Genomic DNA, 26,632 nt, shown 5'->3' on the forward strand with positions numbered 1-26,632 from the left:
GGTTCGGTGAGGATGACGGTTCCTCAGGGTGAGGGCCCCGGGTGAGGGCGCCCGGGGCGGGACGGGGGGAGGGCGGGGAGCGGGGCGGGGTTCAGCCGCCGACCGGTGATCTCTCCTGTCGGGCCCGCCCGGCCGCCCGTTCGGCGGCGGCCGGGAGCGGTACGGCGAGCCACGGAGCCACCGTCGCACGCATGCCGTCGGTGAACCGCAGGCCGAGCGGGGTCAGGGAGCCCGACCCGGCGAGCCGGTCGACGGCCTCCGCCGTGTACTGCCGCCAGAGCGCGAACCGGGTGCGCGCCCGGTCGGCGGCCTCCCCCGGCAGCCCGTCGTACGCCAGGCTCCTGGTGCCCCAGAACTCGGTGACCGCCAGATGCGCGTAGGTGCCCTGGAGCAGCCCTTCGAGGGGGCGTGGATCCGGCCGCCAGGGGGCGAAGTACAGCGCGGTGTCGGCGGGGTCGTAGAGGTCCAGCAGGTCGAGTACGGCGCCCAGTTTGACGTGCTGGAACTCGTGCGCGAGCAGCAGCCCGAGGATCGGCGCGGTGGCCGGCCGGGCGATCCCGACCGCGCCGAAGGCCTGCCGGGCCGCCGCGCTGACATCCCGCCCCGGCGGTCCGGGCCGCAGCGGGGTGACGGTGGTCAGACCGGCCCGGACGCCCTCGGCGTACCCGGGCAGGTCGTGCCCGAGCAGCTCCCAGGCCTCGCGCAACGCGCCGGTCCAGTCGAGCAGTTCGGTGTCGGACAGCCGGCCCTCGACCGGGTGGTCATGGCTGTCGCGCTGCGGATCGAGGTCCTCCAGCGCCACCGTCCAGCCGCCGGCCAGCCGGACCCGGCGCACCGGCTGCCAGCGCGGGTCGGTACCGGTGATCAGTTCACCGTCGGCGGTCCGCACACGGAATCCACCGGCCGACCCGGTGACCACCGTCTCCCCGTCCGGCACCGCCAGGCTCCCCAGCGTCGGCAGATGCAGCACACCGCCCCGGACGGTGACGGCCAGCGTGTCCCCCCGCCCGGCCCGGACCGCCGCCGCAGCGGCCAGCGCGGCCAGCGGGCCCAGCCCGGCGCCGAGGTCCCCGGCGAGCCGGCGGGCCGCCCAGGCCCGCGCGTACGGGTGGCCGAGGACGGCGTCCAGCGCGGCGGGCGCGGTGCGGTCGAGGGCGGAGAGCAGGTCCCAGGCCGCCGACCGCCGCTGCCCGGAGGCCCCCCAGGCGGCGGCCAGCATGGCCCGGGTCAGCGCGAGCTGGGAGCGGGCCAGCGCCCGGACGGTGTCCGCGCCGCCGTGGCCCCGGGCGAGTTCGTCGAGCTGCCGGTCGGTGAGGGCCGTCGGCACCACCGGCTCGGCCGCCTGGGCGGGTACCGGGCGAACCACCGGGCGGCCCACCGGGTTGCCGCGGTCCGCGATGCCGTTGATGAGCGTCATGAGGTCCCCGCAGTAGACGGAGGGATTGTCGAAGCCGCCACCCTCATCGTCGCCCCGGTAGCGGTGGGCGTACAGACCGCCTCCGCAGGAGCGGACGACGGGACAGGCGCGGCAGACGGCGCTCAGACCGGCCAGGCCGGCCTGCCGGACGCCGATGCCCGGGTGGCGGGCCACCTCGTCGAGGGAGTGGCGGAAGACGTCGAGACCGGTGGCGGGAGCCCCGTCGAAGGCGGTCTTGAGGCTGTCGGCCTGCTCGAAGGTGCCGTCGGTCTCCAGCACCACCAGGTCGGACGGTTCCAGGCCGAGCGACTCGGTGAGGCTGGACAGCCCGCGCAGGGTGCGGTGCACCGACTCGAAGGTGCGCACGGCGAACGGCCGCCCGTCCGCCTCCCAGCGCTCGTAGACGGTCAGCAGCCAGTCGGCGTAGGGGTTCTCGCCCTGGCCGGCGGGACGTTTCGGCGGATCGTCCCAGGTGGCGTGCGGCAGCAGGAAGTCGACGGCGGGGGGCTGGAGTTCGGCCAGCGCTTGGTAGACCGCCGCCGGGTCGTTCTCCACGTCGATGGTGCAGAGCAGGCCGGCGAAGAGGTGCCGGTGCGCGGGCTCGCGCAGCAGCGCCACCGCCCGCAGGACCTGCGGGTGGCTGCTGCGCCCGTCGGCGTAGCGGCGGTGGCGGTCGTTGGCGGCGCGGTCGCCGTCGAGCGAGACGCCGACCTTGATCCCCAACTCGTCGAAGAGCGCGCAGAATTCGCGGCTCAGCAGCACTCCGTTGGTGTGGATCCGCAGGTCGAGGGCGCAGCCGGGCGGGAGCGCGGACCGGAGGAACTCGGCCGCGCGGCGCAGCCGTTCCGGGCCGGCCAGCAGGGGTTCTCCCCCGTGCAGGACGACCCGGACGGCGGACAGCCGGTGCGCGGCCGCATGGTCGCCGATGCGTTCGGCGGCCTTGGCCAGGATCTCTTCGCCGATGACCTTCGGGCGTCCGCGCCAACTGGTGTCCGCGTGCTCGTAGACATAGCAGTGGTCGCAGGCGAGATCGCAACGGCTGTGCATCTTGACCACGAATTGCGTCAGGGGAAGCGGAATTCGCGTCATCACAGATCTGCTTCAGGTGGATTCGGTCGGACCGGACCCCGGCCGGGGAAAGGGCGGGTCGGTCAGATCGAGGAGTTGAACGCCGCGACCGGCACCAGGCCGGATTCCGAGCCGGGGAGGGCGCGGTGCAGTCGGGCGGCCAGTTCCTCCGCGCCGAGCGCGGCCAGGTCGGAGAGGGAGGGGCGGTCCAGCGTGTCCTGAGTGTCCGTCAGTTCGCTGGCTGGCCTGGTGCTGGTTACCGGTGTCATGTTCGTTCCTTTTGGCGCGGTTAGGACCTGCCGGGGGTGGGTATCCCACCCGGCTACCAATGTAGTGGCAGCGGCGCACCGGCGCGGCACCCTGCGGTCCCGATCCGGCCTCCGCGGCCGCCTGGGCCCTGAATGGAGGCCCGGGGCCGCGATATTTCACCCGTTCAGCGGTCGCGCACTCGCCGTCGTACGCGCCGCATCGGCCATCTCCAGTCATGCGTTCGACCGACGGGCCGGTGTTCCCGCCCGGCGGGCGACGACCCGCCCCCACAGCCCGGACCGCGATCGCCGCGCGGCCGCCGATCAGCCGAGGCGGCGCACCGCACGCCCCAGCTCGGAGACGAAGTCCCGGCCATGGGTCGTGAGTTCACCGCTGTCCAGCAAGGTACCGACCGCCGCGGCCGTATGGGCCCGCCACCGACTGGACTCACGCTCGGCGCGGTCCTGGTCCGAGGCTCCGGCGACCAGCTCGGCGTGCCAGAAGCCGGCGACGCCGAGGTGGGCGTAGGCACCCTGGAGCAGCGCGCCGACCGGGCGGGGGTCGGGGCGCCAGGGGGCGTGGTAGACGGCGGCGCCGTTGGGCCGGTGGAGGGGCACGAGGTCCAGCAGGGCGCCGAGTTGGATGTGCAGGAACTCGTGCACCAGGGCCAGCGCCAGCAGCACCGGATCGTCCGGCCGGGAGGCCGCCACCGAGCCGTACGCCCGCCGGGCGGCGGCGCTGACCGCCTCCCCTCCGGGCGCCGGACGCAGCGGCACCAGGGTGGTCACGCAGGCCGCGACGGCCTGTGCGTGCCGGTGGTGGCGAGTGGCCAGGATCCGCCAGGCTTGCGCCAACGCTTCACTCCAGGCAGCGAGTTCGGCCGCTTCGAGGGGGCCTGAGGTCGGCCGCCCGTAGCTCGCCCGGTACGGGCCCAGATGGTCGATCACCGGCGTCCAGCGCAGCCCGTCGCACTCCAGCGGCACCGGCTCCCCCCGCCGCCCGGCCCGCACGAACTCCCCGAGGACGCCCGGTGCCACCGCCTCACCGGCCGTGAGCCCACGCAGGCAGTCGGCCGTCCAGGCGTCCAACTCGGGCCGCAGCAGGATCTCTTCCCAGCGCGGCGGGTCCGTCGCCCGCAGTGCGCGGAGTTCGGCGTACGCCGGCTCGAAGTCCGCCCGCCCGGGCCCGTCCGGCAGCGCCCGCTCCAGTGCGAGCAGCAGCAGGGCCCGCTTGCTCACCTGCCCGGCCCGGAGCGCCCGTACGGCCTCCGGCCCACCGCGAGCGGCCGCGATCGCCATGAAGACGGCCCGGTCCAGCCCGTGCCGGGGCAGCTCCGCCGCGACCCTGGCACCGGGCACCCCGGCCGCCACCCCCGCACCCGCACCCGCACCCGCACCCGCACCCGGGTCAACGCCCGGACCCGGCCCCGCACCCACGCCCGCACTGGCACCCATCGCCCACGCTCCTCACCCTGTCGGTCCCGCACCTGCCACGGCCGGCGCACCCGCCGCCAGCCCCGCCACGTCCCCCCGCAGCCGGCCCGCGATATGGCGGATCAGCCGGTCCAGATCGGCGCAGTACACCGAGGGGTGCCCGAAGCCCCCCGCCGCATAGCGGTGGGCGTAGAGCCCACCGCCGCAGACCGCCGCCAGCGGGCAGCCGGCACAGACCGGTCCGAGCCCGGCGCGACCGCGCTGGCGGGCCCGGAAGGCCGGGTGCGCGGCGGCCTCGGCGAAGCCGTGCCGCCGGACGTCCAGCCCCGTCGCCGCCGCTCCGTCGTACGCGGCCTTGAGGCTGTCGGCCTGCTCGATGGTGCCGTCGGCCTCGACCACCACGAGGTCCACCGGCGCCAGCCCGACCGCCTCGCTCGCCGCCCGGCCGCCGAGCAGCAGCACGGCCAGCTCCTCGAAGAGCCGCACCCCGGTCTCCCGGCGCGGTGCGTCGTACCAGCGGTCGAACACGGCGATCAGCCACTCCCCGTACGGCGCCGCCGCCCCGCCCCCGGGCGGCGCGACGGGCACGGAGCGCCGTACGCCGGGCGGCTGGGCCTCCCAGGTGCCGTGCGGCAGCAGCAGGTCGATCCGGGGCGGGGCGAACTCCAGCAGCGCCTCGTAGCAGGCCACCGGGTCGGCGGCGAGGTCGACCACGCAGAGCAGTCCGGCGAACAGCTCCCGGTGCTCGGCCGTCCCCAGCAGCCGCACCGCCTCCGCCGTCCGCGCCCAGCTGCCCGCGCCGGACGGCAGCAGCCGGTGCCGGTCGTGGTCCGCCGCCGTCCCGTCCAGCGAGACCCCGACCGCGACCCGGTACCGGTGCAGCACCTCCAGCAGCGCCGGTTCGTCCAGCAGCCGCAGCCCGTTGGTCTGCAGGCTGAACCGGACGCGTGGCCCGATCGCCGTCAACTCCCCCAGCAGCGCGTCCAGATGATCCGCTCCGACGAGCAGCGGTTCACCGCCGTGCAGGATCACCCCGACCTCGTCCAGCCCGCACTCGTCCGCGTGCTCGGCGATCCGCCGGGCGGTCCGCCGGGCGGTCGCCAGCTCCATCCGCCGGGGCCGCCGGCGCCAGCTCTGGTCCGCCGACTCGTACATGTAGCAGTAGTCGCAGGCCAGGTTGCACCGACTGTGGATCTTCAGCAGATACTGCCGGAACGGCACCATGCCCGCGAGCCTAGCGCCACCCCACCGGGCCTGACGGGGCGTCCGGTCGCCGTCACACGGACGGCCCTGTCACTCCGGCCGCACCACCCACCACGCCGACACCACCCGTCGCCCTGACACCACCCGTCACGCCGGCCGCCCCCGTCACACCGCCGGCGGCTCGATGTCGGAGTCCAGCCGGAGCCCGGCCTTGACCGCCACCGTGGTCGGGTGCTCCTCGCCGAGCGTGTGCCGGGCCCGGTGGACGCAGTCGGCCCGCAGCCGGGCGGCACGTTCGGCCTGGCCGTCGGCGGCGAGGGAGAGCGCGAGGTTGGAGTTGATGCCGATGGCGTCGTAGTGGTCGAGCCCGAGGGTGTCGCTCATCAGCGGCGCGGCCTCCTCCTCCAGCGCCAGGGCGGCGGCCCCCTCCCCGGCCAGGACGAGGTCGTTGGCGTGGTTCATCATCGCGATCGGGATGTAGAGGTGGTGGTCGCCGAGGACGGCCCGGAACTGGTTCAGGGTGCGCGCGGACAGCTCCCTGGCCTCCACGATCCGGCCGGCCAGCCGCAGGTAGACGGAGAGGTTGTTGGCACCGGCCAGCGTGACGGGGTGGTTCTCGCCCAGGTAGTCGCGGTAGCGGGCGAGGGCCCGCTCGGCGAGCTGGATGGCCCGGTCGGTGTCGCCGAGCGCGTTGAGGTCGCTGGCCAGGTTGGTGGCGGAGGCGAGCGTGTCGGGGTGCTCCGGGCCGTTGATGTCCAGGTAGCGCTGGTAGATGTCCTCGTCGATCTCCAGCGCCTCGTTGTACCGGCCGGCCCGGCGCAGCGCCACGGCGAGGTTCTTGCGCGCCCGCAGGGTGTCGGTGTGGCCGTCGCCGATGGTCTGCTGGTAGATCCGGACGGTCTCCTCCAGCAGGTCCAGGGCCTCCCGCAGCCGGCCGGTCTCCCGCAGGTCGCGGGCGTAGTTGCTGGCCGAGGAGAGCGCGTAGAGGCTGTGCGCGCCGAGCGCGTCGCGCTGCTGGAGGTAGTTGCTGCGGTGGCGTTCCAGGGCGGCCCGGCGGTCGCCGGCGAGGTAGTCGGAGACGGCCAGGTTGTTGGTGATCATCAGGGTGCGCGGGTGGTCCGGGCCGAGGGTGCGCCGGGCGGCGTCCAGGGTCCTGCGGTCCAGCGCCCTGGCCTCGCCGTAGCGGCCGAGGAAGCGCAGGTCGGCACCGAGGCTGTTGGCGACGGCGAGGGTGTGCGAGTGCTCGGGGCCGAGGGTGGCGGTGAAGCGCTCCAGGATGTCCTTGTCCATCTCGTACGCCTCCTGGAGGGCGCCCTGGGAGCGGCGGATGTTGCTGAGCTGGGTGCGCAGCATCAGGGTCAGGGCGTCGTTCTCGGCGTCGAAGCCGGGGCCGCCGTAGCCGTCCTGGCGCCAGTGCTCCAGGGTGCGTTCGGCGAGCTCCCGGCCGGCGTCGTGCAGGCTGCGCTTCCACTGGTAGCGGACCGAGTCGATGATCCACTGCCGGACGTCCTCGTCGGCGCTGCCCACGGCGCCGGACGGCCAGAGGTGGGGCAGGAGTTCGGCGTACTGGGGCCAGTTGGCGGGGATGTCGGGGTCGCCCGGGTTGGCGGTGGCCAGCGCGGCGTGCACGACCGCCCGCAGGGCGGGCCGCTCCGCCTCGGCGACCTGGTCCCGGAGCACCGCCTGGACCAGCCGGTGCACGGTGATGGTCTCGCTGCCCTGGTCGGTGCGGGCCAGGCCGAACCGGTTGATGGCGCGCAGGAATTCGCCGATCGCCAGCTTGTCGCGGGGGGTGCGCGGGGGCAGCCGCAGCGCGTGGGTGACGGCCCGGCTGTAGAGCAGCCGCATGGGGATGGCGTCCGGGCCGAAGAAGGCGCAGATCTCCAGGATCTGGGCGGCGGGGGCGTTGAGACCGCGCAGTTCCTCGACCGAGATCCGCCAGGTCGCGGCGGCGGAGTGCGGGTAGTCGGCGGTGCGCAGCCGGGTGCGCTCCAGCATCTCGGTGAGCGCCTCGTCGAGCAGTTCGAGATAGGTGGCGATCGGCATCGACGTCTCCTGGAGCCAGACCGCGGCCTGTCCGACGGCGAGCGGCAGGTCGCCGAGCAGGGCGGCGACCTGGTGGGCGTCGTCGGGGCCGAGGCCGCTGTTGAAGCGGCGCAGCAGCCGGATGCTCTCCTCGCGGGTGAAGACGTCGACCTCGACCAGGCCGGCGTGCTTGGACCAGCCCTGGTTGCGGGAGGTGATCAGCACATGGCCGCCGGAGGAGCCGACCGGCAGCCAGGGCGCCAGTTCGTCCGGGGTGCCGGCGTTGTCGTACACCAGCAGCCAGCGGCGGTACGGGTGGCCGCGGCGCAGCGCGTCGAGCACGGCGGCGGCGGTGTGCGCGACGTCGTCACTGCTCTGGACGCCGATCCGGGGGGCGAGTTCGGCGAGCTTCTGCGGGATGTTGGCGGGTTCCTCGGCGGGTACCCACCAGACCACGTCGTAGGCGGCCTTGAAGCGGTGCGCGTACTCGGCGGCGATCTGTGACTTGCCGGCGCCGCCGAAGCCGTAGAGGACCTGGCTGAGGACGGCGGCGGGCCCGCCGGTGAAGCGGTTGCGGAGCAGTTCGAGCAGCCGGCCGCGGCCGGTGAAGGAGGCGTTGCGCGAGGGCGCCTCCTGGACCTGCGGGGCGATCCCGGGGAACCGGGCCGGGGCGGCGAACTCACCGCTGTCACCGTCCGGTTGGCGGGTGCTGTTGGGCGGCGGGCCGAACTCGCCGTACAGCTGCGACTCGGCGAGCACGGCGGAGGAGCGGACCAGGTCGGGGACGGCCTGGCCGACGAACGGGCGGGGCACCGGTTCGTCCGAGTCCTGGAGCCGGAAGGCCACCAACGACGGTGCGCCGGTGCCGATTTCGCGCCCGCTCAGGAGCTGCCAGGCGTCGGCGGCGCGGGGCAGCGCGGTGTACTCGGGCGAGAGCAGGGCCAGCAGCCGGCCCTGTCCGTCGAGCGGCCCGGCGGCCTCCGGCGGCCGGCCGCCGGGGTACGGATCGGCGGCGTTGTGCAGCGAGGTCTGGTAGCCGAAGCCGGTGAGGGTGGCGGCCGCCCACTCGGCCCACATCCGGTCCTCGGGGGCGTAGCTGACGAACACCTGGCGGGGCACCGCGCGGGTCGAGCGCAGGTAGGCGCCGTACAGCCGGCGGCGGGCCTCGCCGCTGAGCGGGCGCAGCGCGCGGACCCTTCCGTCGGTGATCCAGCCGGCCAGCCGTTCGAAGGCGTTGAGCAGGCTGCGGGCCTCCTGCGGCCGGTCGGCGACGGTGGCGGGCACCTCCTCGTAGGCGTAGAACGGCTTGTAGGGGACCTCGACGTCGCTCCAGTAGGCGGCCCGGCGCTCGGCGGGCAGCCAGCGGCCGAGGTAGGGGGCGAACGCCTCGCGGGCGAAGTCCCGTCCGGCTTCCAGCCGTTCCTGCTCCGCGTCCTCGACCCGCATGGGGACCGGCAGGACGCGGATGGCCCGCTCCTCGGCCTCGGCGATGGTGCGGGCCGCGTCCACGCCGCCGCGGATGTTCTGGGCGCTGAAGGTGAAGCAGTCGACGACGGTGTCGGGCATCAGGACGGTGCAGATGCCGGAGGTGTCGCTGACGCCGGTGCGGCTGTCGATCAGCACGTAGTCGTAGCCGCGGGCCCAGCGTTCGCGCAGCTCGCGCAGGAACTCCCCGCCCCGGATGTCCCGGCCGTGGTAGAAGCTGCGCCAGTTGAAGCTGGTGACGGCGGCGGAGTAGGCGGCGTTCTGCCGCCCGGCGGGCAGGAAGTCGAGCCGGCCGCCGGGCGGCAGGTCGAGGGCCAGGCCGCAGATGTAGCCGTCCAGCCGCCCCGGCTCGTCCAGCCAGGCGCCGGGGGTGAGGCCGGACGGCCCGGCGGCGGAGGGCAGCGCCTGCTTGACGTAGGAGCGCAGCAGGTCGATCAGGCCGTCGGTGGCGTGGAGTTCGGGGTCGACCAGCAGCGGGTGGTAGTAGCGGTGCAGGCCGGGCGCCTCCAGGTCCCAGTCGACCACCAGGACGCGCAGGCCTCGGCTGGCGAGGATCCAGCCGACGTTGGCGAGCGCCATCGTCCGGCCGGTGCCGCCCTTGAAGGAGTAGAAGGTGACGACCGAACCTGGGCCGGTCCGCTCCAGCTCCGCGCCGGTCTCAGCGAACATCGTCCTGTTCCCCCTTCAGCGGCACTGCCGCCCCGTCCGGGCTGCGGCGCGGCCCTGGCGGCCCCGCCGGAATGGCCAGACCGGGCATCGCCGGTCCGGCCTCCTCGCCACCGGGGCCGAAGCCGAAGGCGGCACCGTCGACATCGTCCCCCCAATCGAAGTTGGCGTCCATCAGCTTGTTCTGAGCGACCGTCACCATGATGGTGAGCTGGTCGTCGAAGCTCTCCCTGGGTACCGCCACGCGGAACAAGTGCTCCGGATCGCTCCGGCGCAACCAGTTGCGGCGGAACACGCCGCGCACGCCCGCCCACAGCGCGTCGCGCTCCGGCCCGGTGGTCGGGTCGTCGGTGCCGGCCGGGACCATCACCCCGGTGACGGGGTGGTTCTGGTCGTCGTACTCGCGCAGCGCGGACCGGTAGAGCTCGCTGCCGGCCACCCACGGGTCCACCAGCAGCACGCTGACCTGGTTGTCCTCACGGGCCTGGTCCAGCTTCTCGCCGAGGCCCGCGCCGATCTCGTCCAGCGTGGTGGTGTGCCCGGCGGAGGTGATCACCTGCTGGGCGCGGACCACCAGCGAGGGCTGGGTCGGCGGGTGGTAGGGCGCCCAGTGCCAGGGTTTGGTGCCGTACCAGCCGCCGCCGCGGACGTCGCCGGGCCCGGCGGACGGCGGCACCGCGTCGGCGGCGCGCCCGGCCGCGACGAACAGCCGGACCATTCCGGCGGTGGGCGCGGGCCGCACCGACGGCGCCACCGGGAAGTAGCCGCGGACGGCGCCGAGGTCGAACTCGGGAAGTTCGCCGAGCCGCCGGGCGGCGGCGTCCCGGACCCGCTCGGCGACCACCCGGACGACCTGCCGGTAGTCGGCGCCGAGCGGGTCGGTGCGCAGCAGGTCGCGCAGGCCCGAGCGGGCGTAGGCGTCGCCCATGTCCTCCTGGACGTACTGGATCTTCCTGACCTCGTCGGGGAGGCCGCCGGGCAGGGTCTCCCAGAGCACCGGTATCAGCGCCGGGACGATGTCGCCGGCCAGCTCCTGGTGGCGGCGGACCCGACCGCGGAAGGCCGTCCACTCCTTGCCGCAGTACAGGCTGGCGAAGTAGGCCGGGGAGTAGAGCGCGACCATGGTGCGGCAGCGGGCCAGCATCAGGGCCAGCTGCTGCTCCCAGTTGTCGCCCAGGCGTAGCTGTTCGGTGTCGCGGTAGGCGAGTTGCCCGGCGCCGGCGGCGGGTTCGATCCGGCCCAGTTCGTCCCTGAGGTCGTTGAAGAACTGGTCGACGAAGGCGTCCCCCGCCTGGTAGTCACGCCGCGCGTAACTGAAGAAGAAGTACGGCCGCACTGCACCCCCCGGACCCGTTCACAACTGCGCTGCTGTCATACCCAGCATGTCGTGAACCGAGCCGGTCGCGCGCGGGAGTTGGCGAAGCTCGCGGGGCGCGGAGGGGGCGCCGGCAGGCCTCGGCGAGGGCTCCGGAGAGCCGCCCCCGGCCGGGCCCGCGGGGCGGGTCTACAGGGCGGACTGGAAGGCGGCGACGGGTTCGGCGCCGGGGGTGAGGGCGTCGCCGACCACCCGGCGGAGCAGGTCGCCGAGGACGGTGTCGGGCAGCCCCTCCAGCTCACCGGGCGGCAGCGCGGTGACATCGACCAGATCGGAGCCGAGCACAGAGCCGGCTCCGGAGCCGATTTCCGCATCGGTGACGCCCATCAGTCCCTCACTCGGTCTCGCGGCGGAGCGGGCTCGGTTCGCAATCGGACCCGGTCCGCGACGGGCATCCTACACCTGACTGTTTCTCAGCACGGCTGCCGTGCCGCGCCGCTGTCATCCGTCCGGCCGTGCGAATCACCGGCCCGGCCGGCCGGATCACGGCCGGAGCGGCGGGGGTTCACGACCGGAGCGGCGGGGTTCACGGGCAGAGCCGCTCCACCCGCCAGCCCGTCGGAACGGACGGGTCGGCGAGGTACCGGAGGCGGTCGTGCAGCCGGTTCTCGCGGCCCTGCCAGAACTCGACGCTGGCCGGGACCACCCGGTAACCGCCCCAGAACGGCGGGACGGGGACACCCTCCCCCTCGGGGTAGCGGCGCTCCAGCTCGGCGTAGCGCCGCTCCAGCACCTCGCGGCCGCCCACCGGGCTGGACTGCTCGCTGGCCCAGGCACCGAGCTGGGAGCCGTGCGGGCGGGTGCGGAAGTAGGCGGCGGTCTCGTCCCGGCCGACCTTCTCCACCCGGCCCTGGACGATCACCTGGCGGGCCAGCGCGATCCACGGGAAGAGCAGCGCGGCATGCGGGTTGACGGCGAGCTCGGCGCCCTTGCGGGAGCCGTAGTTGGTGAAGAAGACGAAACCGCGCGGGTCGAAGCCCTTCAGCAGGACGGTGCGCGAGCTGGGCCGCCCCTCGGCGTCGGCGGTGGAGAGCACCATCGCGTTGGGCTCGACCACCCCGGCGTCGTCCGCCTCGTGGAACCAGCGGGTGAACTGGGCGATCGGCTCGGCGGCGAGCTGCTCCTCGACCAGGCCCTCATGGCTGTAGTGCTTGCGCATCACGGTGAGGTCCGGCCCGGGCCGGGCCTCGTCGGCCAGGATCCGGGTGGCGGGGCTCGGGGGCGTCGACTGGGCGCGTTCCGGGGTCTGCACGCCAACATCATCCCGTACGACAAGCAACCGGCACCGCTACCTCAGGACAAACCCCGGTGGGAGATAAGGTGACTCGCCACTGCTTGGCCGCCCGCCATATGGCGATTTGTCCGTAACCTGGCGTTTGGTTCCACGGATTTCCCCGGACGGCCCGGAACCCCGGCGCAAAGTCAACCGGGCCAACGGAAAACATCATCACGGTGGTGTATGGCGCAATGCACCCCGTGCCTGTCACTCTGGCACCGAGTGCCAACCACCCATCGGTCACTGGCGTACCGTCCCACCACGGCGGCCCGCCGATCACAGAACTGAAGGAGCCGTCGCATGTCCGACTTCGTACCCGGGCTTGAGGGAGTCGTCGCGTTCGAGAGTGAGATCGCCGAACCCGACCGTGAAGGCGGCGCCCTGCGGTACCGCGGAGTCGACATCGACGACCTGGTGGGCCACGTCTCCTTCGGCCACGTCTGGGGCCTGCTGGTGGACGGCGAGTTCAACCCCGGACTGCCGGCCGCCGAGCCGTTCCCGATCCCGGTGCACTCCGGCGACATCCGGGTGGACGTGCAGTCCGCCCTCGCCATGCTCGCCCCGGTCTGGGGGCTCAGGCCGCTGCTGGACATCTCCGCCGAGCAGGCCCGCGACGACCTCGCCCGCGCCGCCGTGATGGCGCTCTCCTACGTGGCACAGTCGGCCCGCGGCCAGGGCCTGCCGATGGTTCCGCAGAGCGAGATCGACAAGGCCGGGACGGTCGTCGAGCGCTTCATGATCCGCTGGCGGGGCGAGCCCGACCCGAAGCACGTCAAGGCCATCGACGCCTACTGGACCTCCGCCGCCGAGCACGGCATGAACGCCTCCACGTTCACCGCCCGCGTCATCGCCTCCACCGGCGCCGACGTCGCGGCCGCGCTCTCCGGCGCGGTCGGCGCGATGTCCGGCCCGCTGCACGGCGGCGCGCCGTCCCGCGTCCTCGGCATGATCGAGGAGATCGAGCGCACCGGCGACGCGACCGCCTGGGTGAAGAACGCGCTGGACAAGGGCGAGCGGCTGATGGGCTTCGGCCACCGCGTCTACCGCGCCGAGGACCCGCGCGCCCGGGTGCTGCGCCGCACCGCCAAGGAGCTCGGCGCGCCGCGCTTCGAGGTCGCCGAGGCGCTGGAGAAGGCCGCGCTGGAGGAGCTGCACAACCGCCGCCCCGACCGCGTGCTGGCCACCAACGTCGAGTTCTGGGCCGCCATCATGCTGGACTTCGCCGAGGTCCCCGCACACATGTTCACCTCGATGTTCACCTGTGCCCGGACGGCCGGCTGGTCGGCGCACATCCTGGAGCAGAAGCGCACGGGCCGGCTCGTGCGCCCCGCCGCGCGCTACATCGGCCCGGGCCCGCGCAGCCCCCGCGAGATCGCGGGTTACGACGCCATCGCGCACTGACCGAAACCCCCGCTGAGCAGCGGGTCCGGCCGTCCCCGGACCCGCTGTTCCCGCAGCTCGTGGCCGTGAAGATCACATCTCAGCGGGCGGACTGCCGTTCCACCCGCGCAACCGCGGCCGGTAGGCTGCGCCCGTGGCTCAGATCCAGATCCCCGCTGACATCAAGCCCGCAGACGGCCGTTTCGGCTGCGGCCCGTCCAAGGTGCGCCCCGAGGCCCTGAGTGCCCTCGCCGCCACCGAGACCTCCCTGCTCGGCACCTCGCACCGCCAGGCCCCGGTCAAGAACCTGGTCAAGCGCGTACGCGAGGGCGTGAGCAGCCTCTTCTCCCTCCCCGAGGGTTACCAGGTGGTGCTCGGCAACGGCGGTTCCACCGCTTTCTGGGACATCGCGGCCTTCGGCCTGGTGCGGGAGAAGTCCCAGCACCTCGACTTCGGCGAGTTCTCGTCCAAGTTCGCCTCCTCGGTCAAGGCCGCGCCCTGGCTGGCCGAGCCGACCGTGATCAAGACCGCCCCGGGCACCCACCCGCTGCCGGTCGCCGAGGCCGGCGTGGACGTCTACGCGCTCACCCACAACGAGACCTCCACCGGCGTCGCGATGCCGATCAACCGCCCGGCCGGCGGCGACGAGGGCTCGCTCGTCCTGGTGGACGCCACCTCGGGCGCCGGCGGTCTGCCGGTGGACATCACCGAGACCGACGTCTACTACTTCGCCCCGCAGAAGTCCTTCGCCTCCGAGGGCGGCCTCTGGCTGGCGTCCTTCTCCCCGGCCGCCCTGGAGCGCGCCGCCGAGATCGCCGCCTCCGGCCGCTACATCCCGCCCTTCTTCGACCTGCCGACGGCCATCGACAACTCGTCGAAGGACCAGACGTACAACACCCCGTCGATCGCCACCCTGTTCCTGCTGGCCGACCAGCTGGAGTGGCTGAACGGCAACGGCGGCCTCGACTGGGCCGTCGCCCGGACGGCCGACTCCGCGAGCCGGCTGTACGGCTGGGCCGAGAAGTCCTCCTTCGCCAGCCCCTTCGTGGCGAACCCGGCCGAGCGCTCGCAGGTCGTCGGCACGATCGACTTCGACGACGCGGTGGACGCGGCCGCCGTCGCCAAGGCACTGCGTGCCAACGGCATCGTCGACACCGAGCCGTACCGCAAGCTGGGCCGCAACCAGCTGCGCATCGCGATGTTCCCGGCCATCGACCCGGCGGACGTCGAGGCGCTCACCGCCTGCGTCGACTACGTGGTCGAGCAGCTCTGACACCCGCGCACACGTGAGGGCCACCGCCTGCGGGCGGTGGCCCTTTCGCGTTCCGCCCGGGGCCGCGCACGGCGCCGGGACGCGTCACTCCGGCCGGCGCGTCACTTCCCGATCAGCGAGCTGATCACCACGACGGCCAGCAGCAGCACCAGGGCGCCGGTCACGATACGCATACGAGTCTTGGGATCCACGGTCAACGAGCGTACCCCCGGCCCTCCCCCGGCCGGACGCCGAGGTCCGGGAGCGGCCCGCGGCGGCTCAGCTCCAGCGGGCCAGTGGCCAGCGGCGGACGGTCTCGTAGTGCGCGAAGCCGCCGTCCAGGTCGCTCTTCATCAGGTGCAGCCCGGCGGCCTCCCACTCCGGCCCCCGGTACGCGCCGAGCGCCTCGGCCATGCCCTCCAGCTCGGCCGCCGCGACCCGCTGCACGGCCCGCCGGTGGCCCCGGGAGGAGCCGGCCCTGGCCAGGGTCAGATGCGCGTGGAAACGGAACGCGTCCACCTCGCCGACCAGCTCCGCGGTGGCCTCGTTCACCGCCTCGGCGAGCCGCCGCAGCGCCCAGGTCTGCCCCTCCACCCCGGCCCAGAGCACCCGGTCGCCGAACCGCCCGGCGCCGGACAGCCGCAGCCGGTGCGCCGGGTGCAGCTCCGCCACGGCGGCCAGGCCCGCCTCCAGCTCCGGCAGCCGCTCGGCCGCCACCCCGCCGAGGAAGGCCAGCGTCAGGTGCCAGCCCTCGACGGCCGTCCAGCGCAGCCGGTCCGCCCCCGGCAGCTCGCGTACCGGGGCGACCGCGTCGGCAAGCCCCTGCAGCGCCTCGACCGGTGGCAGCACCGCCACAAAAAGCCTCATGAAGCCATCTTCCCGCGCGAGCCGGTCTGGGCTAGAACGGCTGTCGTGAACAACACGAGCAACCTGAAGATCCGCACCGGCGGCCCCGACGACATCGCCGAAGTCCTCGCCCTGCTCGACGGCGCCGTCGCCTGGCTCGTCGCCCGCGGACGCACCGGCCAGTGGGGCGACCAGCCCTGGAGCAGCCGGCCGGCCGCCGTCGAGCGCGTCGAGCAGTACGGCCGGGAGCCGTTCCTGATCCGGCTCGCGGTGGACGGCGACGGGCGGGCCGTCGGATCCTGCGTCCTGTCCGAACAGGCGCCCGAGTACACCACCCCCGCCGGCGAGCGCGAGCTGTACGTCCGCAGCCTGGTGACCGACCGGGCCCGCTCGGGCTCGGGCATCGGCGCCGCGCTGGTCGCCGACGCCGTCGAGGAGGCCCGAGCCCGGGGCATCGGGCTGCTCCGGGTGGACTGCTACGCGGGCGGCGACCGCCGGCTGGTCGGCCAGTACCTGGCGCTCGGCTTCACCGAGACGGAGACCTTCGAGGTCGACCAGCCGAACGGGACCTGGCACGGCAAGATCCTGGCGATCCGGATCTGACGTCGAGTCAGCCACCGGGCGCGCGAGGCGCATCCGGCGACTGACGCGTCATCAGCAGGCGGCGGCGAGCTCCGACCTGGCGGGCGCGGTGGTCCGCGGCACGAAGGCGACCACCCGGCCACCGCGTCCCGGGTGCAGGTCCACCCGCACCCTCAGGTCCGCACTGCGGGCCAGCACCAGGCCGACCGTGACGGCCGCCAGCGCCGAGACCGCGCCGCAGGCCAGCAGCCCGAGCCGGGGCCCGTACGAGGCCGTCACCCAGCCGACGACCGGCGCGCCGATCGGGGTGCCGCCGGTGAACACCAGCACCAGCAGACCCATCACCCGGCCCCGCATCTCGGGATCGGTGGCCAGCTGCAGCGTGGCGTTGACCGAGGTGTTGAAGCTCAGGCCGAACACCCCGATCAGGGTCAGCAGCACCGCGAAGGTCCAGTAGCCGGGCGCGAAGGCGGCCACCACCTCCAGCATCCCGAAGGCCAGCGCCGCGGCCACCAGCCGGCGCAGCCGCGGCACGCCCCGGCGGGCCGCCAGCAGCGCGCCGGCCAGCGAGCCGACCGCCATCGCGGTGTTCAGCAGGCCGTACTGCCCGGCACCCACCTTGAAGGTGTCGTAGGCGAAACCGGAGAGCAGCGTCGGGAAGTTGAACCCGAAGGTGCCGATGAACCCGGCCAGCACCATCGGCCAGAGCAGTTCGGGCCGCTCCTTCACATAGCGCAGCCCTTCGCGCAACTGCCCCTTCTGGCGGGCGATCGGCTCGATCGGGCGCAGTTCGCTCTGCCGCATCGCGAGCAGCCCGCCGATCACGGCGGCGAACGAGAGCGCGTTCACCGCGAACGCCCAGCCGCTGCCGACCGCGGCGATCAGCAGGCCCGCGACGGCGGGGCCGACCAGCCGGGCGGTCTGGAAGTTGGCGGCGTTCAGGCTGACCGCGTTGGCGAGGTCCTTCGGACCGACCATCTCGGAGACGAAGGCCTGCCGGGTCGGGTTGTCCACCACCGTGACCAGGCCGAGCAGCAGCGCGAACACGTACACGTAGTACGGCGTCACCACGCCGCCGATGGTCAGGACGGCGAGGCCCGCGGCGAGCAGGCCCATCGCGCCCTGGGTGCAGATCAGCAGCCGGCGCTTGGGCATCCGGTCGGCGAGCACACCGCCGAAGAGGCCGAGCAGCAGCATCGGCAGGAACTGCATGGCGGTGGTGATACCGACGGCGAACGGGCTGCCGGTGAGGCTGAGGACCAGCCAGTCCTGGGCGATCCGCTGCATCCAGGTCCCGGTGTTGGAGACCACCTGGCCGGCGAAGTAGTAGCGGTAGTTGCGGACGCGCAGCGAGGAGAACATCCCCCCGGGCCGGGTGAAGCGGGCGGCGGGCGGGACGGAAGCGGCGGGGGTGGCCGCCGCGGTGCGTTCGTCGGGGTCGTCGTCGCCGTTGCCGGGCAGCCCCGTCGGGGCGGGTGCCGGGGAATCGGCGGCCGCGGCGGTGGCCGCGGCGGGGTCGGTGGTCGGGTCGTCGGTGCGGATGGCGGCGGCGCTGGCTGCGGCCGGCGGTGTCACGTTGGTCTCCCCTCGCGGCGCGACGACCCGTGGGGTGGTCGTCGCGCTCCTGGTGTCAGTGATCGGTCCTGCGGTGATGCGGTACTCCTTTGCCCTCCGGCGGCTGACCGGAACGGATATGCCTACAGGTGTGCGAGCTTGTAGAGCACGGGCGCGGCCTGCCGGAGGGCGGCCCACTCGTCCTCGTCGAGCCCCTCGGCGAGCTCGGCGAGCCAGGCGTTGCGACGCCGGCGGCTCTCCGCCAGGATCACCTCGGCCTGCTCGGTGCTGCTGACGACCACCTGCCGGCGGTCCTCGGGGTGCGGCTCCCGCCGCACCAGGCCCTTCTCCTCCAGCATCGCGACGATCCTGGTCATCGAGGGCGGCTGCACGTGCTCCTTCCGGGCGAGCTCACCCGGCGTGGCCTTGCCGCATCGCGCGAGGGTGCCCAGCACCCCCATCTCGGTAGGGCTGAGCGACTCCTCGACACGCTGGTGACGCAGACGACGGGAGAGGCGCATGGTGGACGATCGCAGCTGACTGATCGCTGCGAGGTCCTGCTCGGACATCTCGGGCATGTTCTTTAGCCTACGTCATTACTCTCGCTAAGGAAAATACGTTCCCCCGCGCGGCACCATCCCCACCTCCTGACCGCGCCGAGCGGCACCGTGAGCGCGATGCTGGTCGTGATCCGATCTGCACCACCCCTCAGCAGAAGGGCCGACCAGAAATGTCCGACGCCGCCGCCGAGCAGAACGACACCGGCTTCGCCCGCCTCGCCATGGTCACCATCGACTGCGCCGACCCGGTCGCGCTGGCCGCGTTCTACGGCGAGCTGCTCGGGTGGGAGACCCGGCACGTGGACGAGAACTTCGCCATCCTGGACAACCCCGAGGGCGGCAGTCCGCTGGGGTTCGGCCGGGTGCGGGGGTACCGGCCGGAGCAGTGGACCGAGCCGGACGGCGGCAAGCACTTCCATCTGGACTTCTACGTCGACGACCTGGAGCAGGCCACCGTCCGCGCGCTCGCCCTCGGCGCGACCGAGCCGCGGTACCAGCACGGCCGCACGCTGAAGGTGCTGATCGATCCGGCCGGCCACCCGTTCGGCCTAGCGCCATTGGAGTGACGCCACGACGCGGGCGCCCCATCCCCGCGTGGCGCGCCGTGTGCCGCGCCATGTGTCGCGCCGACGGTGAGGGCGCCGCACCGTCGGCCCACGGTGCGGCGCCCTCGCCGCCCGGTCAGTCCGCGCGTCCCAACAGCCCCACCAGGCGCTCCGGCGTCCGGAGCGGGGTGACCTTGTGCACGAAGCCGCGTCGCAGCTCGTGGTACGGCTCCCCGTCCCGGAAGAAATTGCGGTGCATCCGCCGGAGCTCCTCCGCCCGGTACTGGGCCAGCGGCTTGACGTCCTCGTCCTCGGTCCGGCGGCGCTTCTTCTCCAGCAGCCGGCCGGCCAGTTCCGGCGCACCGGCCAGCCGGGACGCCTCCCGGGTCACCCAGCGGCGGAACTCCGCCGCGTCACCGCCGAAGGTCCGGTCCACCAGTCCCAGCCTTCTCGCCCGCACCGCGCCGACCGGCAGGGCGGCCGAGGTCAGCCGCTCCGCCTGTTCGGCGCCGACCCGGCGTGGCAGCGTGTACGTCCAGTACTCGGAGCCGTGCAGGCCGAGCAGCCGGTAGTGCGGGTTGAGCACCACCGACTCGCGGCACCAGACCTCGTCGGCGGCGATGGCCAGCATCGCCCCGCCCGCGGCCGCGTTCCCGGACAGCGCCGAGACGGTCAGCTTGTCGGTGGTGGTGAGCACGGCCTCGACCAGGTCGTCCATCGCGATGATGTTCTCCCAGGACTCCAGCGCCGGGTACGAGCCCCCCTCGATCACATTGAGGTGGATGCCGTTGGAGAAGAAGTCCCGGGCCGCACCGAGCACCAGCGCCGCGGTCGGCCGGTCCACCGCCGCCTGGTAGGCGGCGAGCAGCCGACGGCACTGGTCGGTGCTCATCGCCCCGCCGGGGAAGGAGAATTCGAGGAACCCGACCTCGTCCTGCTCGTGGTACCGGATCTCCGACCAGGTCTCCCGGCGGCCCGCGTCGACCGGGCTGACCGGCACCTCCCGGACCCCGTACAGCTTCTCGGCCAGCACGGCCGCGGCCGGCCGCGTGAAGGTCGCCGGCCCGCCCGGGGTGCGGCGCGGACGCAGCTGCGGGATCCAGACCGCGCCGTCCACGGTGGCGCGGCAGATCGCGCCGTCCCGGACGGCGATCACCGCGCCGGGCCTGCTGCCGCGCAGCTGGTCCTCGGGGTGGCCGCCGTGCAGGAAGTACTCGCGCCCGTAGAGCTCGTCCAGCACGCCCGGCTGCGAGTCGCCCGCACGCAGCTTGCGCAGCACGGTGTCGGTGTCGTCGACGGCCCAGTCGATCCGGCGGATCTCCTGCGTGAGGAAGGGCCGCTGCCGGCCGCGGATGTCCGGCCGGTCGTAGTCCAGCGGCTCGGGGGTGAAGAGGCCGCCCTCGAACCGCCGCACCGCCAGCAGCACGGCCTCCACGGCCGCGTCGGCAACCTCGCACCGGTACAGCTCACTCTTTCCGCACTCCGGCACCTGGAAGTTGACGGACGCCCAGATGTCCCCGGCGTCCATCTCCCCCACCGCCTGGAGGACGGTCACGCCCCAGCGCTCCGCGCCCCCGATGATCGCCCAGTCGAGCGAGGACGGACCGCGGTCGCCCTTGGGACCGGGGTGCACGATCAGGACGGTCCGGGTGGACCAGATGTCCTCCGGGATCGCCCTGGTGAGCATCGGGCAGACGATCAGCTCGGGGTCGGTCCAGGTGACGGAGGCCCTCATCTGATCGTCACCGAGGGCGAGTTGGACGCCGACCTTATGGCCCCGCTCGCGGAGCTCGGTGTGGATCCGCTGGGTCAGGCTGTTGAACGCGTCGGCGATCAGGAGAATGCGCAAGGGTGCCTCCAGGCAGTGACGGATGTCAGTGCGCGGAGGCGATGCGACCAGGATCCGGAAACACCCGACGACTACGGTCGGCGCTGTCCGGCCCGGTTTTCGCGAACCGCGCATACCTTGTTTTCGGCAGCCCGCGAACCCTGCTTGAACTCCTCACGACCCCCTGTTCCCGCAAAGCGCCCCGCGCGCCCCGTCTCAGCGCGGAAAGGCGCGGCGGGCCCGCCAGGTGGTGTGCTCGCGTGAGACCGCGTCCTCCGCCTCCGCGGCCAGCCGGCCCCAGCGCGCCTCGGCTTCCGGAGCCTTCAGGTCGAGATCGGAGAGCTGGTTGCCGACGTTCTCCAGCTCACGCGCGGCCAGTTGGTACGCGGCGGCCAGCGGACGCAGTTGCTTCAGCTGGGTCCAGGCGATCACCGCAGCGGCCGCGGCCGAGCTGGCGCCGAAGATGTGCACCGGCAGCGCACCGACCGCCTGCGCGATCGCCGCCGCCGCACCGACGATGATCAGCGTGGCGATGCCCAGCCCCCAGGACACCGCCTGTGACTCGCACGCCTCGGCCCGCGAGCGGTACCAGGTGCGCTGGCCCTCGACCCGGGTGCGCAGATAGAGCGTTCGGCGTGCGATCAGGCTGTCGGACCGGACCCGGCGCATCTCCGCGGTGATCTCCGGAACGGTGCCCGGCGGCACGATCTCCGGGTCCTCGAAGGCCCTTAGCACGTCCTCCAGTTGGAGCAGATAGCCGCGGTCCACCTCCGCCGACTCCGCCTCGCCGTCGAACGGCCGCGCCCGCATCGAGTACTTCCAGGCCAGCGTCTTCACCGACTCGGCCGCCGCCCTGGCCTCGTACCAGCGCCCCTGCGGGTTGCCGCGCCGCAGCCGGGACCAGAAGTAGCCCGCGACGAGGAACGCCACCACCGAGAAGAGCGGCGTGATGTCGCTGTCCCCCCGGTGCTCGGGCCCCGGCAGCGAGCCCACCACCGCCGCGACCACCAGCATCGCGATCAGCCCCCGGTACCAGCGCAGCGTCTCGCGCTGGCCGTCCAGGGACGCCTTGTCGGCCGTCCAGAACAGCTCAGGCAGCAGCTTCGCCTCGTCTCCCCCGGGCGGATCCTGTTGCACCATCGGCCGCGCCCCCTCCACGTCTCCCGTCCAGGCAGTATGCCCGCCGTCAACTTCCCTACACAGGGACCTTTTTGGCACTCCCCGTCGACCGGCAGTTGCCCACCCGCCCGGCGACCACTACTGCACCAGGTAGAGGGCGGGCCCACTCGGGTAGGCGTCGTACTGCGCCGTACCGACCATGGTGATCGTCGAGCCGTTGTCGGTGATGATCTTCAGGGCGCTGATCGGCCACTTGGTGGAGTTGTCCAGCAGGAAGGCCGCCGGCCGGCCCGGCGCACCCACCACCGTCTGCCCGACGAACAGCGAGGCCCCGTAGGGGATGCTGTAGAAGACCTCGGGGGTGGTGACGACGAAGTTCCTGGTCACGTCCTGGATCGGCGGGAGACCGGCGGACTGCAGCCGCAGGCCTCCGTCGATGAACGCCAGCGGCAGACCGGGCACCTGGATGCCATAGCCTTCGAACACCCGGGCGACCTGGCCGGGAGCCATCGATGCGCAGGACCGACCCGCCGACACGTCCACGCCCGCATGCGCGAGGCCGGTCGGAGCGACGGGGTTGGCGGTCGCGTTGACGATGTCGACCGGGACGACGCCGCATCGGCCGCCGGCCGGAGCGACCGCGTGCCGGTCCGGCCGCGAGACCAGCCCCGGCCCTTCGACCACGGACCGCGGCATGGCGACATCGGCGAAGGTCCGGGACGAGAAGTCGGGCGAGAGGAAGGTCAGCCTGGAGTCGGGGCCGTCGGAGTGCGCCACGATCCACGAGTCCAGGGCGTCGCTGTACTGCAGGTCGACGCTGTAGTAGTTGCCGATGCCGTTGTACGCCGTGTGGTTGGCCGCCGTCCGGGGCTGGAATCCGCCGGCGGTCAGCTCCTCCACCCCGGACTGGAAGCCCGGATCGGCGGACCGCAGGAGGTACTGGCCCGCGCCTTCGGGGAAGCCCTGGCCGTTCTTCGGCGAGGAGGCCGCCCCGGTGGTGTCGGTGTACATGAGGTAGAAGCGCCCGTCCAGGTACGAGACGGCCGGCTGGCCGGCGCCATAGCCGTTTCCGGTGTCCTGCCGGTAGGCCGGGGTGACGATCGGCGCACCCCCGTTGGCCCTGGTCCAGTTGATGCCGTCGGCGCTGGTGGCGACCCCGATCCCGGTGGACGCCCCCGGCCCGCGCAGGCCGCCGTAGTACAGGTAGTAGATGCCGTTGACCCTCAGCACCGACGGATCGCAGGTGTGCTGCCCGTCGAAGGTCGCCCCGCCGGTGGGCGAGAAGACCACCTGGTAGGGGGCGTTGCTGCCGCGGGCGTGGAACGGGCCGTCCAGCGAGGACGACTCGGCGTAGAAGATGTGGTCGCCCGGGTGGGCCGCGTCCGACCCGCACCACCACATCCGGTACAGCCCGTCCTGCATCACCGAGGGAACGTAGTTGTAGACGCCTCCCGCGTCGACCGACCCGGGGCTGGTGCGGGCTGCACTCACCGCCAACTGGCCGGGCAAGACGCCCTGTTCGGCCGCCTCGCCTACCCCCGGCGAGCCCGCCGGCACCCCGCACAACACTGCGAGGACGGCAACCGTCCGCCGCGCCCGCCGGATCCACCCACGCACCATCAGGCCTCCCCAGGCAAGAAGCATCCGCTTCGGCACTGCCACGGCCGAATGTAGCCACCGATCGCGTCGGCCCACCAGGGCGCCTGCCCGGGGGCAGGTCCGCCTGGCGGACAACCGCCTTGGCCGTCAACGCGGTTGCCGCCGAACCGGGCCGGCGTTCCACCGCACAGGTGATGTTCGCACGGCTCCGCCCCGCGCGTCCCACCCGACGGACGCCCGGACTGCTAGGGATGGCGTCATTCCGCCCTCTCCCGTGGGCGGTGGATGCCGGACCGGTGGAGGACGCAGATGAGCGTGGCACAGCGCGTGACAACGGGCGGGACCCCGGGGGACCAGAACGATGACGACGACATCTCGGACGTCTACCCGGACGACCGCCAGTGGGTCGACACCCGCATCCAGCTGATCCGGGAGAAGCTTCAGCCCCTGAAGACGCCGGTGCAGCGGATCCCGCTGCCACCGAAGCTCGCGGGACTGGAGCTGCACATCAAGAAGGAGTCCGAGCAGCCCTCCGGCAGCCACAAGCACCGCCTCGCCGAGGCGCTGCTCACCAACGCCCTCGCCAGCGGGCAGCTGACCGCCAAGACGCCCGCGATCGAGGCGTCCAGCGGCTCGACCGCCGTCTCCGAGGCGTGGTACTGCCAGCAGCTCGGCATCGAGTTCTACGCGGTGGTGCCGGAGAGCACCTCGAAGGAGAAGCTGGAGCTGATCAAGCAGTACGGCGGCACCCCGGTCCCGGTGAAGGGCGACATCGTCGCCCAGGCCCAGGCGTTGGCGGTGACGAAGAAGGGCTACTTCCTGGACCAGTTCACCTATGCCGAGCGGGCCTACGACTGGCGCGGCGAGCACGGCCTCGCGCCGGAACTGCTCGGCGCGGTGCCGGAACTGGACTGGTTCGTCATGGGCGCGGGCACCGGCGGCACGGCGACCTCGGTGGGCCGCTACGCCAGGTACGCCCAGACCAGGCTGCGGGTCTGCGTCACGGACCCGGACCACTCGGCGTACTTCCGCGGCTGGCGCGACAACGACCGCACGGTGAAGGACCAGGGTTCGAGGATCGAAGGGATCGGCCGGCCGGAGGTCGAGCCGTCGTTCCTGTTCCCCATGGTCAACCGGATGATCCAGGTGCACGACGCGGCGTCCGTGGCGACCATGCGGGTGGCCGCCGACGCCGGGTGGGGCATCAAGGCCGGGCCGTCGACCGGCACCGGCCTGTTCGGGGCGATCCGGATCCTGCTCACGATGCAGGAGAGCGGCCGGAGCGGAAAGGTCGCCACCCTGATGTGCGACTCCGCCGACCGCTACCAGAAGGAGTACTACGACGACGCCTGGCTGAAGGAGAAGGGGATCGACTACAAGCCCTGGGTCCCCACCATCGAGGAGTTCTTCAAGACCGGCGACTGGCACCCGCCCGTCGACGTCGAGCCCACGCCCCGGCCGGCCACCGTCCTCTGGAACATGTGACGCGACCCGCCGCCGGAAACCGCTACTCGGGCCGACCGCGAACGCCGTGAGCCCTCCCGCGCGACGCGCGGGAGGGCTCACGAAGGACGTAGGCGTCAGAGCAGGCCGAGGGCCGGCATCAGGTAGTAGAAGGCGAAGACCGCCGCCACCCCGTAGAGCGGCACCGGGACGCTCCGGCCGCGGCCGGCGGCGAGGCGCAGCACGCAGAAGGTGATGAAGCCGAAGCCGATGCCGTTGGTGATCGAGTAGGTGAAGGGCATCATCACGATGGTGACGAAGGCCGGGATCGCGATCGTGTAGTCGGCCCAGTCGATCTCCTTGATCGAGTTGGCCAGGATCAGGAAGCCGACCGTGACCAGGGCCGGGGTGGCGGCCTGGGCGGGGACCATGGTGGCGAGCGGGGTGAGGAAGAGCGCGACCAGGAAGAGCGCGCCGGTGACGATGGACGCGAACCCGGTGCGCGCGCCCTCACCGACGCCCGCCGTCGACTCGACGAAGCAGGTGTTGGCGGAGGAGGAGGTCGCGCCGCCGGCGGCGGTGGCGATGCCGTCCACCATCAGGATCTTGTTGATGCCGGGCAGGTCGCCCTTCTCGTCCAGCAGGTGGGCCTCGTCGGCGACGCCGAGGATGGTGCCCATCGCGTCGAAGAAGCAGGACATCAGGACGGTGAAGACGAACAGGATCCCGGTCAGGACCCCGACCTTCTCGAAGCCGCCGAACAGGCTCACCTTGCCGACCAGGCCGAAGTCGGGCGCGGCGACCGGGTTGCCGGGCCAGGACGGGACGGTGAGGCCCCACTTCAGGGCGGGGACGTCGGCGATCTTGTCGATGACCACGGCGAGGCCGGTCATCGCCACGATGCTGATCAGGATCGCGCCGGGCACCTTGCGGACCAGCAGGACCAGGGTCAGCAGCAGGCCCAGCACGAAGATCAGCACGGGCCAGCCGAGGAGGTGCCCGTTGGCGCCGAGCTGGAGCGGGACGGTGGTGTGGGCGGCGTCCGGGATGCGGCTGACGAAGCCGGAGTCGACCAGCCCGACCAGGCTGATGAACAGACCGATACCGATCGCGATGGCCTTGCGCAGGCCGAGCGGCACGGCGTTCATGACCCGCTCGCGCAGACCGGTGGCGACCAGCAGCATGATCGCGAAGCCGGCCAGGACCACCATGCCCATGGCGTCCGGCCAGGTCATCTTGGGGGCGAGCTGGAGGGCCACGATGGTGTTGACGCCGAGGCCGGCCGCCAGACCGATCGGGACGTTGCCGATCACACCCATCAGCAGGGTGGTGAGGCCGGCGGTGAGCGCGGTGGCGGTGACCAGCTGGGCGCTGTCCAGGTGGGCCCCGGTCATGTCCGTGGCGCTCGCCAGGATGATCGGGTTGAGCACCAGGATGTACGCCATCGTGAAGAAGGTGGCGACACCGCCCCGGATCTCGCGCGGCAGGCTGGAGCCGCGCTCGGAGATGCGGAAGAAGCGGTCCAGGGTGCCGTTCGGGGGAGTGGGCACCGTGGGGGCAGGCTCGGGCGACTCGGTGGTCGGCTGGGCCGTTGACATGGGCGTGCGTCCTCTTGTGGGGGCTGAGGAGAGGGGAGACACCCGGAGCGACGGTGGCCGGGCGGCCCGGCGGGGCGGACGCAGACACAGTCGCGCTGAGCATGGCACGGCCAACCGGAACCTCAAGTA

The 26,632-nt window shown here is 72.9% G+C and carries 20 protein-coding genes; 5 read left to right on the forward strand and 15 right to left on the reverse strand.

What is annotated here, in order from left to right:
- Nucleotides 1-91 precede the first annotated feature (91 nt).
- From AB0P06_RS16035 to pdxH, 8 genes are all read right to left on the reverse strand, one after another.
- Nucleotides 92-2,506, reverse strand: coding sequence for an FxsB family cyclophane-forming radical SAM/SPASM peptide maturase (locus AB0P06_RS16035; protein WP_363607879.1), 2,415 nt, complete (start codon nucleotides 2,504-2,506; stop codon nucleotides 92-94).
- A 62-nt stretch (nucleotides 2,507-2,568) separates the two neighbouring features.
- Complete coding sequence (locus tag AB0P06_RS16040) at nucleotides 2,569-2,754, reverse strand: hypothetical protein (RefSeq protein ID WP_363607880.1); 186 nt, start codon at nucleotides 2,752-2,754, stop codon at nucleotides 2,569-2,571.
- Between the two features lie 303 nt (nucleotides 2,755-3,057).
- Nucleotides 3,058-4,188, reverse strand: a complete 1,131-nt coding sequence (locus tag AB0P06_RS16045) for an HEXXH motif-containing putative peptide modification protein (protein WP_363607881.1) — start codon at nucleotides 4,186-4,188, stop codon at nucleotides 3,058-3,060.
- A 12-nt stretch (nucleotides 4,189-4,200) separates the two neighbouring features.
- Nucleotides 4,201-5,391: an FxsB family cyclophane-forming radical SAM/SPASM peptide maturase gene (locus tag AB0P06_RS16050; protein ID WP_363607882.1), complete on the reverse strand. Its 1,191-nt coding sequence runs from the start codon at nucleotides 5,389-5,391 to the stop codon at nucleotides 4,201-4,203.
- A 144-nt stretch (nucleotides 5,392-5,535) separates the two neighbouring features.
- Nucleotides 5,536-9,549, reverse strand: coding sequence for an FxSxx-COOH system tetratricopeptide repeat protein (gene fxsT, locus AB0P06_RS16055; protein ID WP_363607883.1), 4,014 nt, complete (start codon nucleotides 9,547-9,549; stop codon nucleotides 5,536-5,538).
- Nucleotides 9,539-10,882, reverse strand: coding sequence for a TIR-like protein FxsC (locus AB0P06_RS16060; protein WP_363607884.1), 1,344 nt, complete (start codon nucleotides 10,880-10,882; stop codon nucleotides 9,539-9,541). The genes fxsT and AB0P06_RS16060 overlap by 11 nt, the downstream gene beginning before the upstream one ends.
- A 168-nt stretch (nucleotides 10,883-11,050) precedes the next feature.
- Complete coding sequence (gene fxsA, locus AB0P06_RS16065; protein ID WP_363607885.1) at nucleotides 11,051-11,248, reverse strand: FxSxx-COOH cyclophane-containing RiPP peptide; 198 nt, start codon at nucleotides 11,246-11,248, stop codon at nucleotides 11,051-11,053.
- Between the two features lie 199 nt (nucleotides 11,249-11,447).
- Nucleotides 11,448-12,080, reverse strand: a complete 633-nt coding sequence (pdxH, locus tag AB0P06_RS16070; protein ID WP_363607912.1) for a pyridoxamine 5'-phosphate oxidase — start codon at nucleotides 12,078-12,080, stop codon at nucleotides 11,448-11,450.
- Between the two features lie 417 nt (nucleotides 12,081-12,497).
- On the opposite strand from pdxH, the gene AB0P06_RS16075 reads away from it, so the two are divergent.
- A complete protein-coding gene (locus AB0P06_RS16075) occupies nucleotides 12,498-13,598 on the forward strand; it encodes a citrate synthase 2 (RefSeq protein WP_363607886.1) in 1,101 nt (366 codons plus the stop codon).
- A 133-nt stretch (nucleotides 13,599-13,731) separates the two neighbouring features.
- A complete protein-coding gene (serC, locus tag AB0P06_RS16080; protein ID WP_363607887.1) occupies nucleotides 13,732-14,850 on the forward strand; it encodes a phosphoserine transaminase in 1,119 nt (372 codons plus the stop codon).
- Between the two features lie 258 nt (nucleotides 14,851-15,108).
- Here serC and thpR read toward each other — a convergent pair whose 3' ends face one another.
- The gene (gene thpR, locus AB0P06_RS16085) at nucleotides 15,109-15,696 is read right to left on the reverse strand and encodes an RNA 2',3'-cyclic phosphodiesterase (protein WP_363607888.1); all 588 of its coding nucleotides are present in this window, start codon (nucleotides 15,694-15,696) and stop codon (nucleotides 15,109-15,111) included.
- 45 nt (nucleotides 15,697-15,741) lie between these two features.
- Between thpR and AB0P06_RS16090 the strand changes: the two genes are divergently transcribed.
- Nucleotides 15,742-16,278 carry a GNAT family N-acetyltransferase gene (locus tag AB0P06_RS16090; RefSeq protein ID WP_363607889.1) on the forward strand — a complete coding sequence of 179 codons (537 nt, stop codon included), beginning with the start codon at nucleotides 15,742-15,744 and terminating at the stop codon, nucleotides 16,276-16,278.
- A 51-nt stretch (nucleotides 16,279-16,329) separates the two neighbouring features.
- On the opposite strand, the gene AB0P06_RS16095 is transcribed toward AB0P06_RS16090, so the two are convergent.
- Complete coding sequence (locus AB0P06_RS16095; RefSeq protein ID WP_363607890.1) at nucleotides 16,330-17,832, reverse strand: MFS transporter; 1,503 nt, start codon at nucleotides 17,830-17,832, stop codon at nucleotides 16,330-16,332.
- 122 nt (nucleotides 17,833-17,954) lie between these two features.
- Entirely contained in the window at nucleotides 17,955-18,389 is a 435-nt protein-coding gene (locus tag AB0P06_RS16100; RefSeq protein WP_363607891.1) for a MarR family transcriptional regulator, read from the reverse strand.
- A 152-nt stretch (nucleotides 18,390-18,541) separates the two neighbouring features.
- Between AB0P06_RS16100 and AB0P06_RS16105 the strand changes: the two genes are divergently transcribed.
- Entirely contained in the window at nucleotides 18,542-18,937 is a 396-nt protein-coding gene (locus tag AB0P06_RS16105; RefSeq protein ID WP_363607892.1) for a VOC family protein, read from the forward strand.
- A 115-nt stretch (nucleotides 18,938-19,052) separates the two neighbouring features.
- Here the strand turns inward: AB0P06_RS16105 and AB0P06_RS16110 are convergent, their stop codons facing one another.
- From AB0P06_RS16110 to AB0P06_RS16120, 3 genes are all read right to left on the reverse strand, one after another.
- Nucleotides 19,053-20,765 (reverse strand): hydrogenase maturation protein, encoded by a 1,713-nt coding sequence (locus tag AB0P06_RS16110; protein WP_363607893.1) that lies wholly within the window; start codon nucleotides 20,763-20,765, stop codon nucleotides 19,053-19,055.
- A 195-nt stretch (nucleotides 20,766-20,960) separates the two neighbouring features.
- Nucleotides 20,961-21,884 (reverse strand): DUF4231 domain-containing protein, encoded by a 924-nt coding sequence (locus tag AB0P06_RS16115; RefSeq protein WP_363607894.1) that lies wholly within the window; start codon nucleotides 21,882-21,884, stop codon nucleotides 20,961-20,963.
- 117 nt (nucleotides 21,885-22,001) lie between these two features.
- Nucleotides 22,002-23,354, reverse strand: coding sequence for a hypothetical protein (locus tag AB0P06_RS16120; protein WP_363607895.1), 1,353 nt, complete (start codon nucleotides 23,352-23,354; stop codon nucleotides 22,002-22,004).
- Nucleotides 23,355-23,771: 417 nt separating this feature from the next.
- Between AB0P06_RS16120 and AB0P06_RS16125 the strand changes: the two genes are divergently transcribed.
- The gene (locus AB0P06_RS16125) at nucleotides 23,772-24,947 is read left to right on the forward strand and encodes a pyridoxal-phosphate dependent enzyme (RefSeq protein ID WP_363607896.1); all 1,176 of its coding nucleotides are present in this window, start codon (nucleotides 23,772-23,774) and stop codon (nucleotides 24,945-24,947) included.
- 95 nt (nucleotides 24,948-25,042) lie between these two features.
- On the opposite strand, the gene AB0P06_RS16130 is transcribed toward AB0P06_RS16125, so the two are convergent.
- Nucleotides 25,043-26,503 carry an NCS2 family permease gene (locus AB0P06_RS16130; protein WP_363607897.1) on the reverse strand — a complete coding sequence of 487 codons (1,461 nt, stop codon included), beginning with the start codon at nucleotides 26,501-26,503 and terminating at the stop codon, nucleotides 25,043-25,045.
- Between the last annotated feature and the right edge of the window lie 129 nt (nucleotides 26,504-26,632).

It is taken from the genome of Kitasatospora sp. NPDC088351, assembly GCF_040685575.1.
Classification (GTDB): domain Bacteria; phylum Actinomycetota; class Actinomycetes; order Streptomycetales; family Streptomycetaceae; genus Kitasatospora.

Bases quoted from the DNA above. Each gene is read 5' to 3' on its own strand.
- AB0P06_RS16035 (WP_363607879.1), bottom strand. From the start codon at position 2,506: ATGACGCGAATTCCGCTTCCCCTGACGCAATTCGTGGTCAAGATGCAC.
- AB0P06_RS16040 (WP_363607880.1), bottom strand. From the start codon at position 2,754: ATGACACCGGTAACCAGCACCAGGCCAGCCAGCGAACTGACGGACACT.
- AB0P06_RS16045 (WP_363607881.1), bottom strand. From the start codon at position 4,188: ATGGGTGCCAGTGCGGGCGTGGGTGCGGGGCCGGGTCCGGGCGTTGAC.
- AB0P06_RS16050 (WP_363607882.1), bottom strand. From the start codon at position 5,391: ATGGTGCCGTTCCGGCAGTATCTGCTGAAGATCCACAGTCGGTGCAAC.
- fxsT (WP_363607883.1), bottom strand. From the start codon at position 9,549: ATGTTCGCTGAGACCGGCGCGGAGCTGGAGCGGACCGGCCCAGGTTCG.
- fxsA (WP_363607885.1), bottom strand. From the start codon at position 11,248: ATGGGCGTCACCGATGCGGAAATCGGCTCCGGAGCCGGCTCTGTGCTC.
- pdxH (WP_363607912.1), bottom strand. From the start codon at position 12,080: ATGCGCAAGCACTACAGCCATGAGGGCCTGGTCGAGGAGCAGCTCGCC.
- AB0P06_RS16075 (WP_363607886.1), top strand. From the start codon at position 12,498: ATGTCCGACTTCGTACCCGGGCTTGAGGGAGTCGTCGCGTTCGAGAGT.
- thpR (WP_363607888.1), bottom strand. From the start codon at position 15,696: ATGAGGCTTTTTGTGGCGGTGCTGCCACCGGTCGAGGCGCTGCAGGGG.
- AB0P06_RS16100 (WP_363607891.1), bottom strand. From the start codon at position 18,389: ATGCCCGAGATGTCCGAGCAGGACCTCGCAGCGATCAGTCAGCTGCGA.
- AB0P06_RS16105 (WP_363607892.1), top strand. From the start codon at position 18,542: ATGTCCGACGCCGCCGCCGAGCAGAACGACACCGGCTTCGCCCGCCTC.
- AB0P06_RS16115 (WP_363607894.1), bottom strand. From the start codon at position 21,884: ATGGTGCAACAGGATCCGCCCGGGGGAGACGAGGCGAAGCTGCTGCCT.
- AB0P06_RS16125 (WP_363607896.1), top strand. From the start codon at position 23,772: ATGAGCGTGGCACAGCGCGTGACAACGGGCGGGACCCCGGGGGACCAG.
- AB0P06_RS16130 (WP_363607897.1), bottom strand. From the start codon at position 26,503: ATGTCAACGGCCCAGCCGACCACCGAGTCGCCCGAGCCTGCCCCCACG.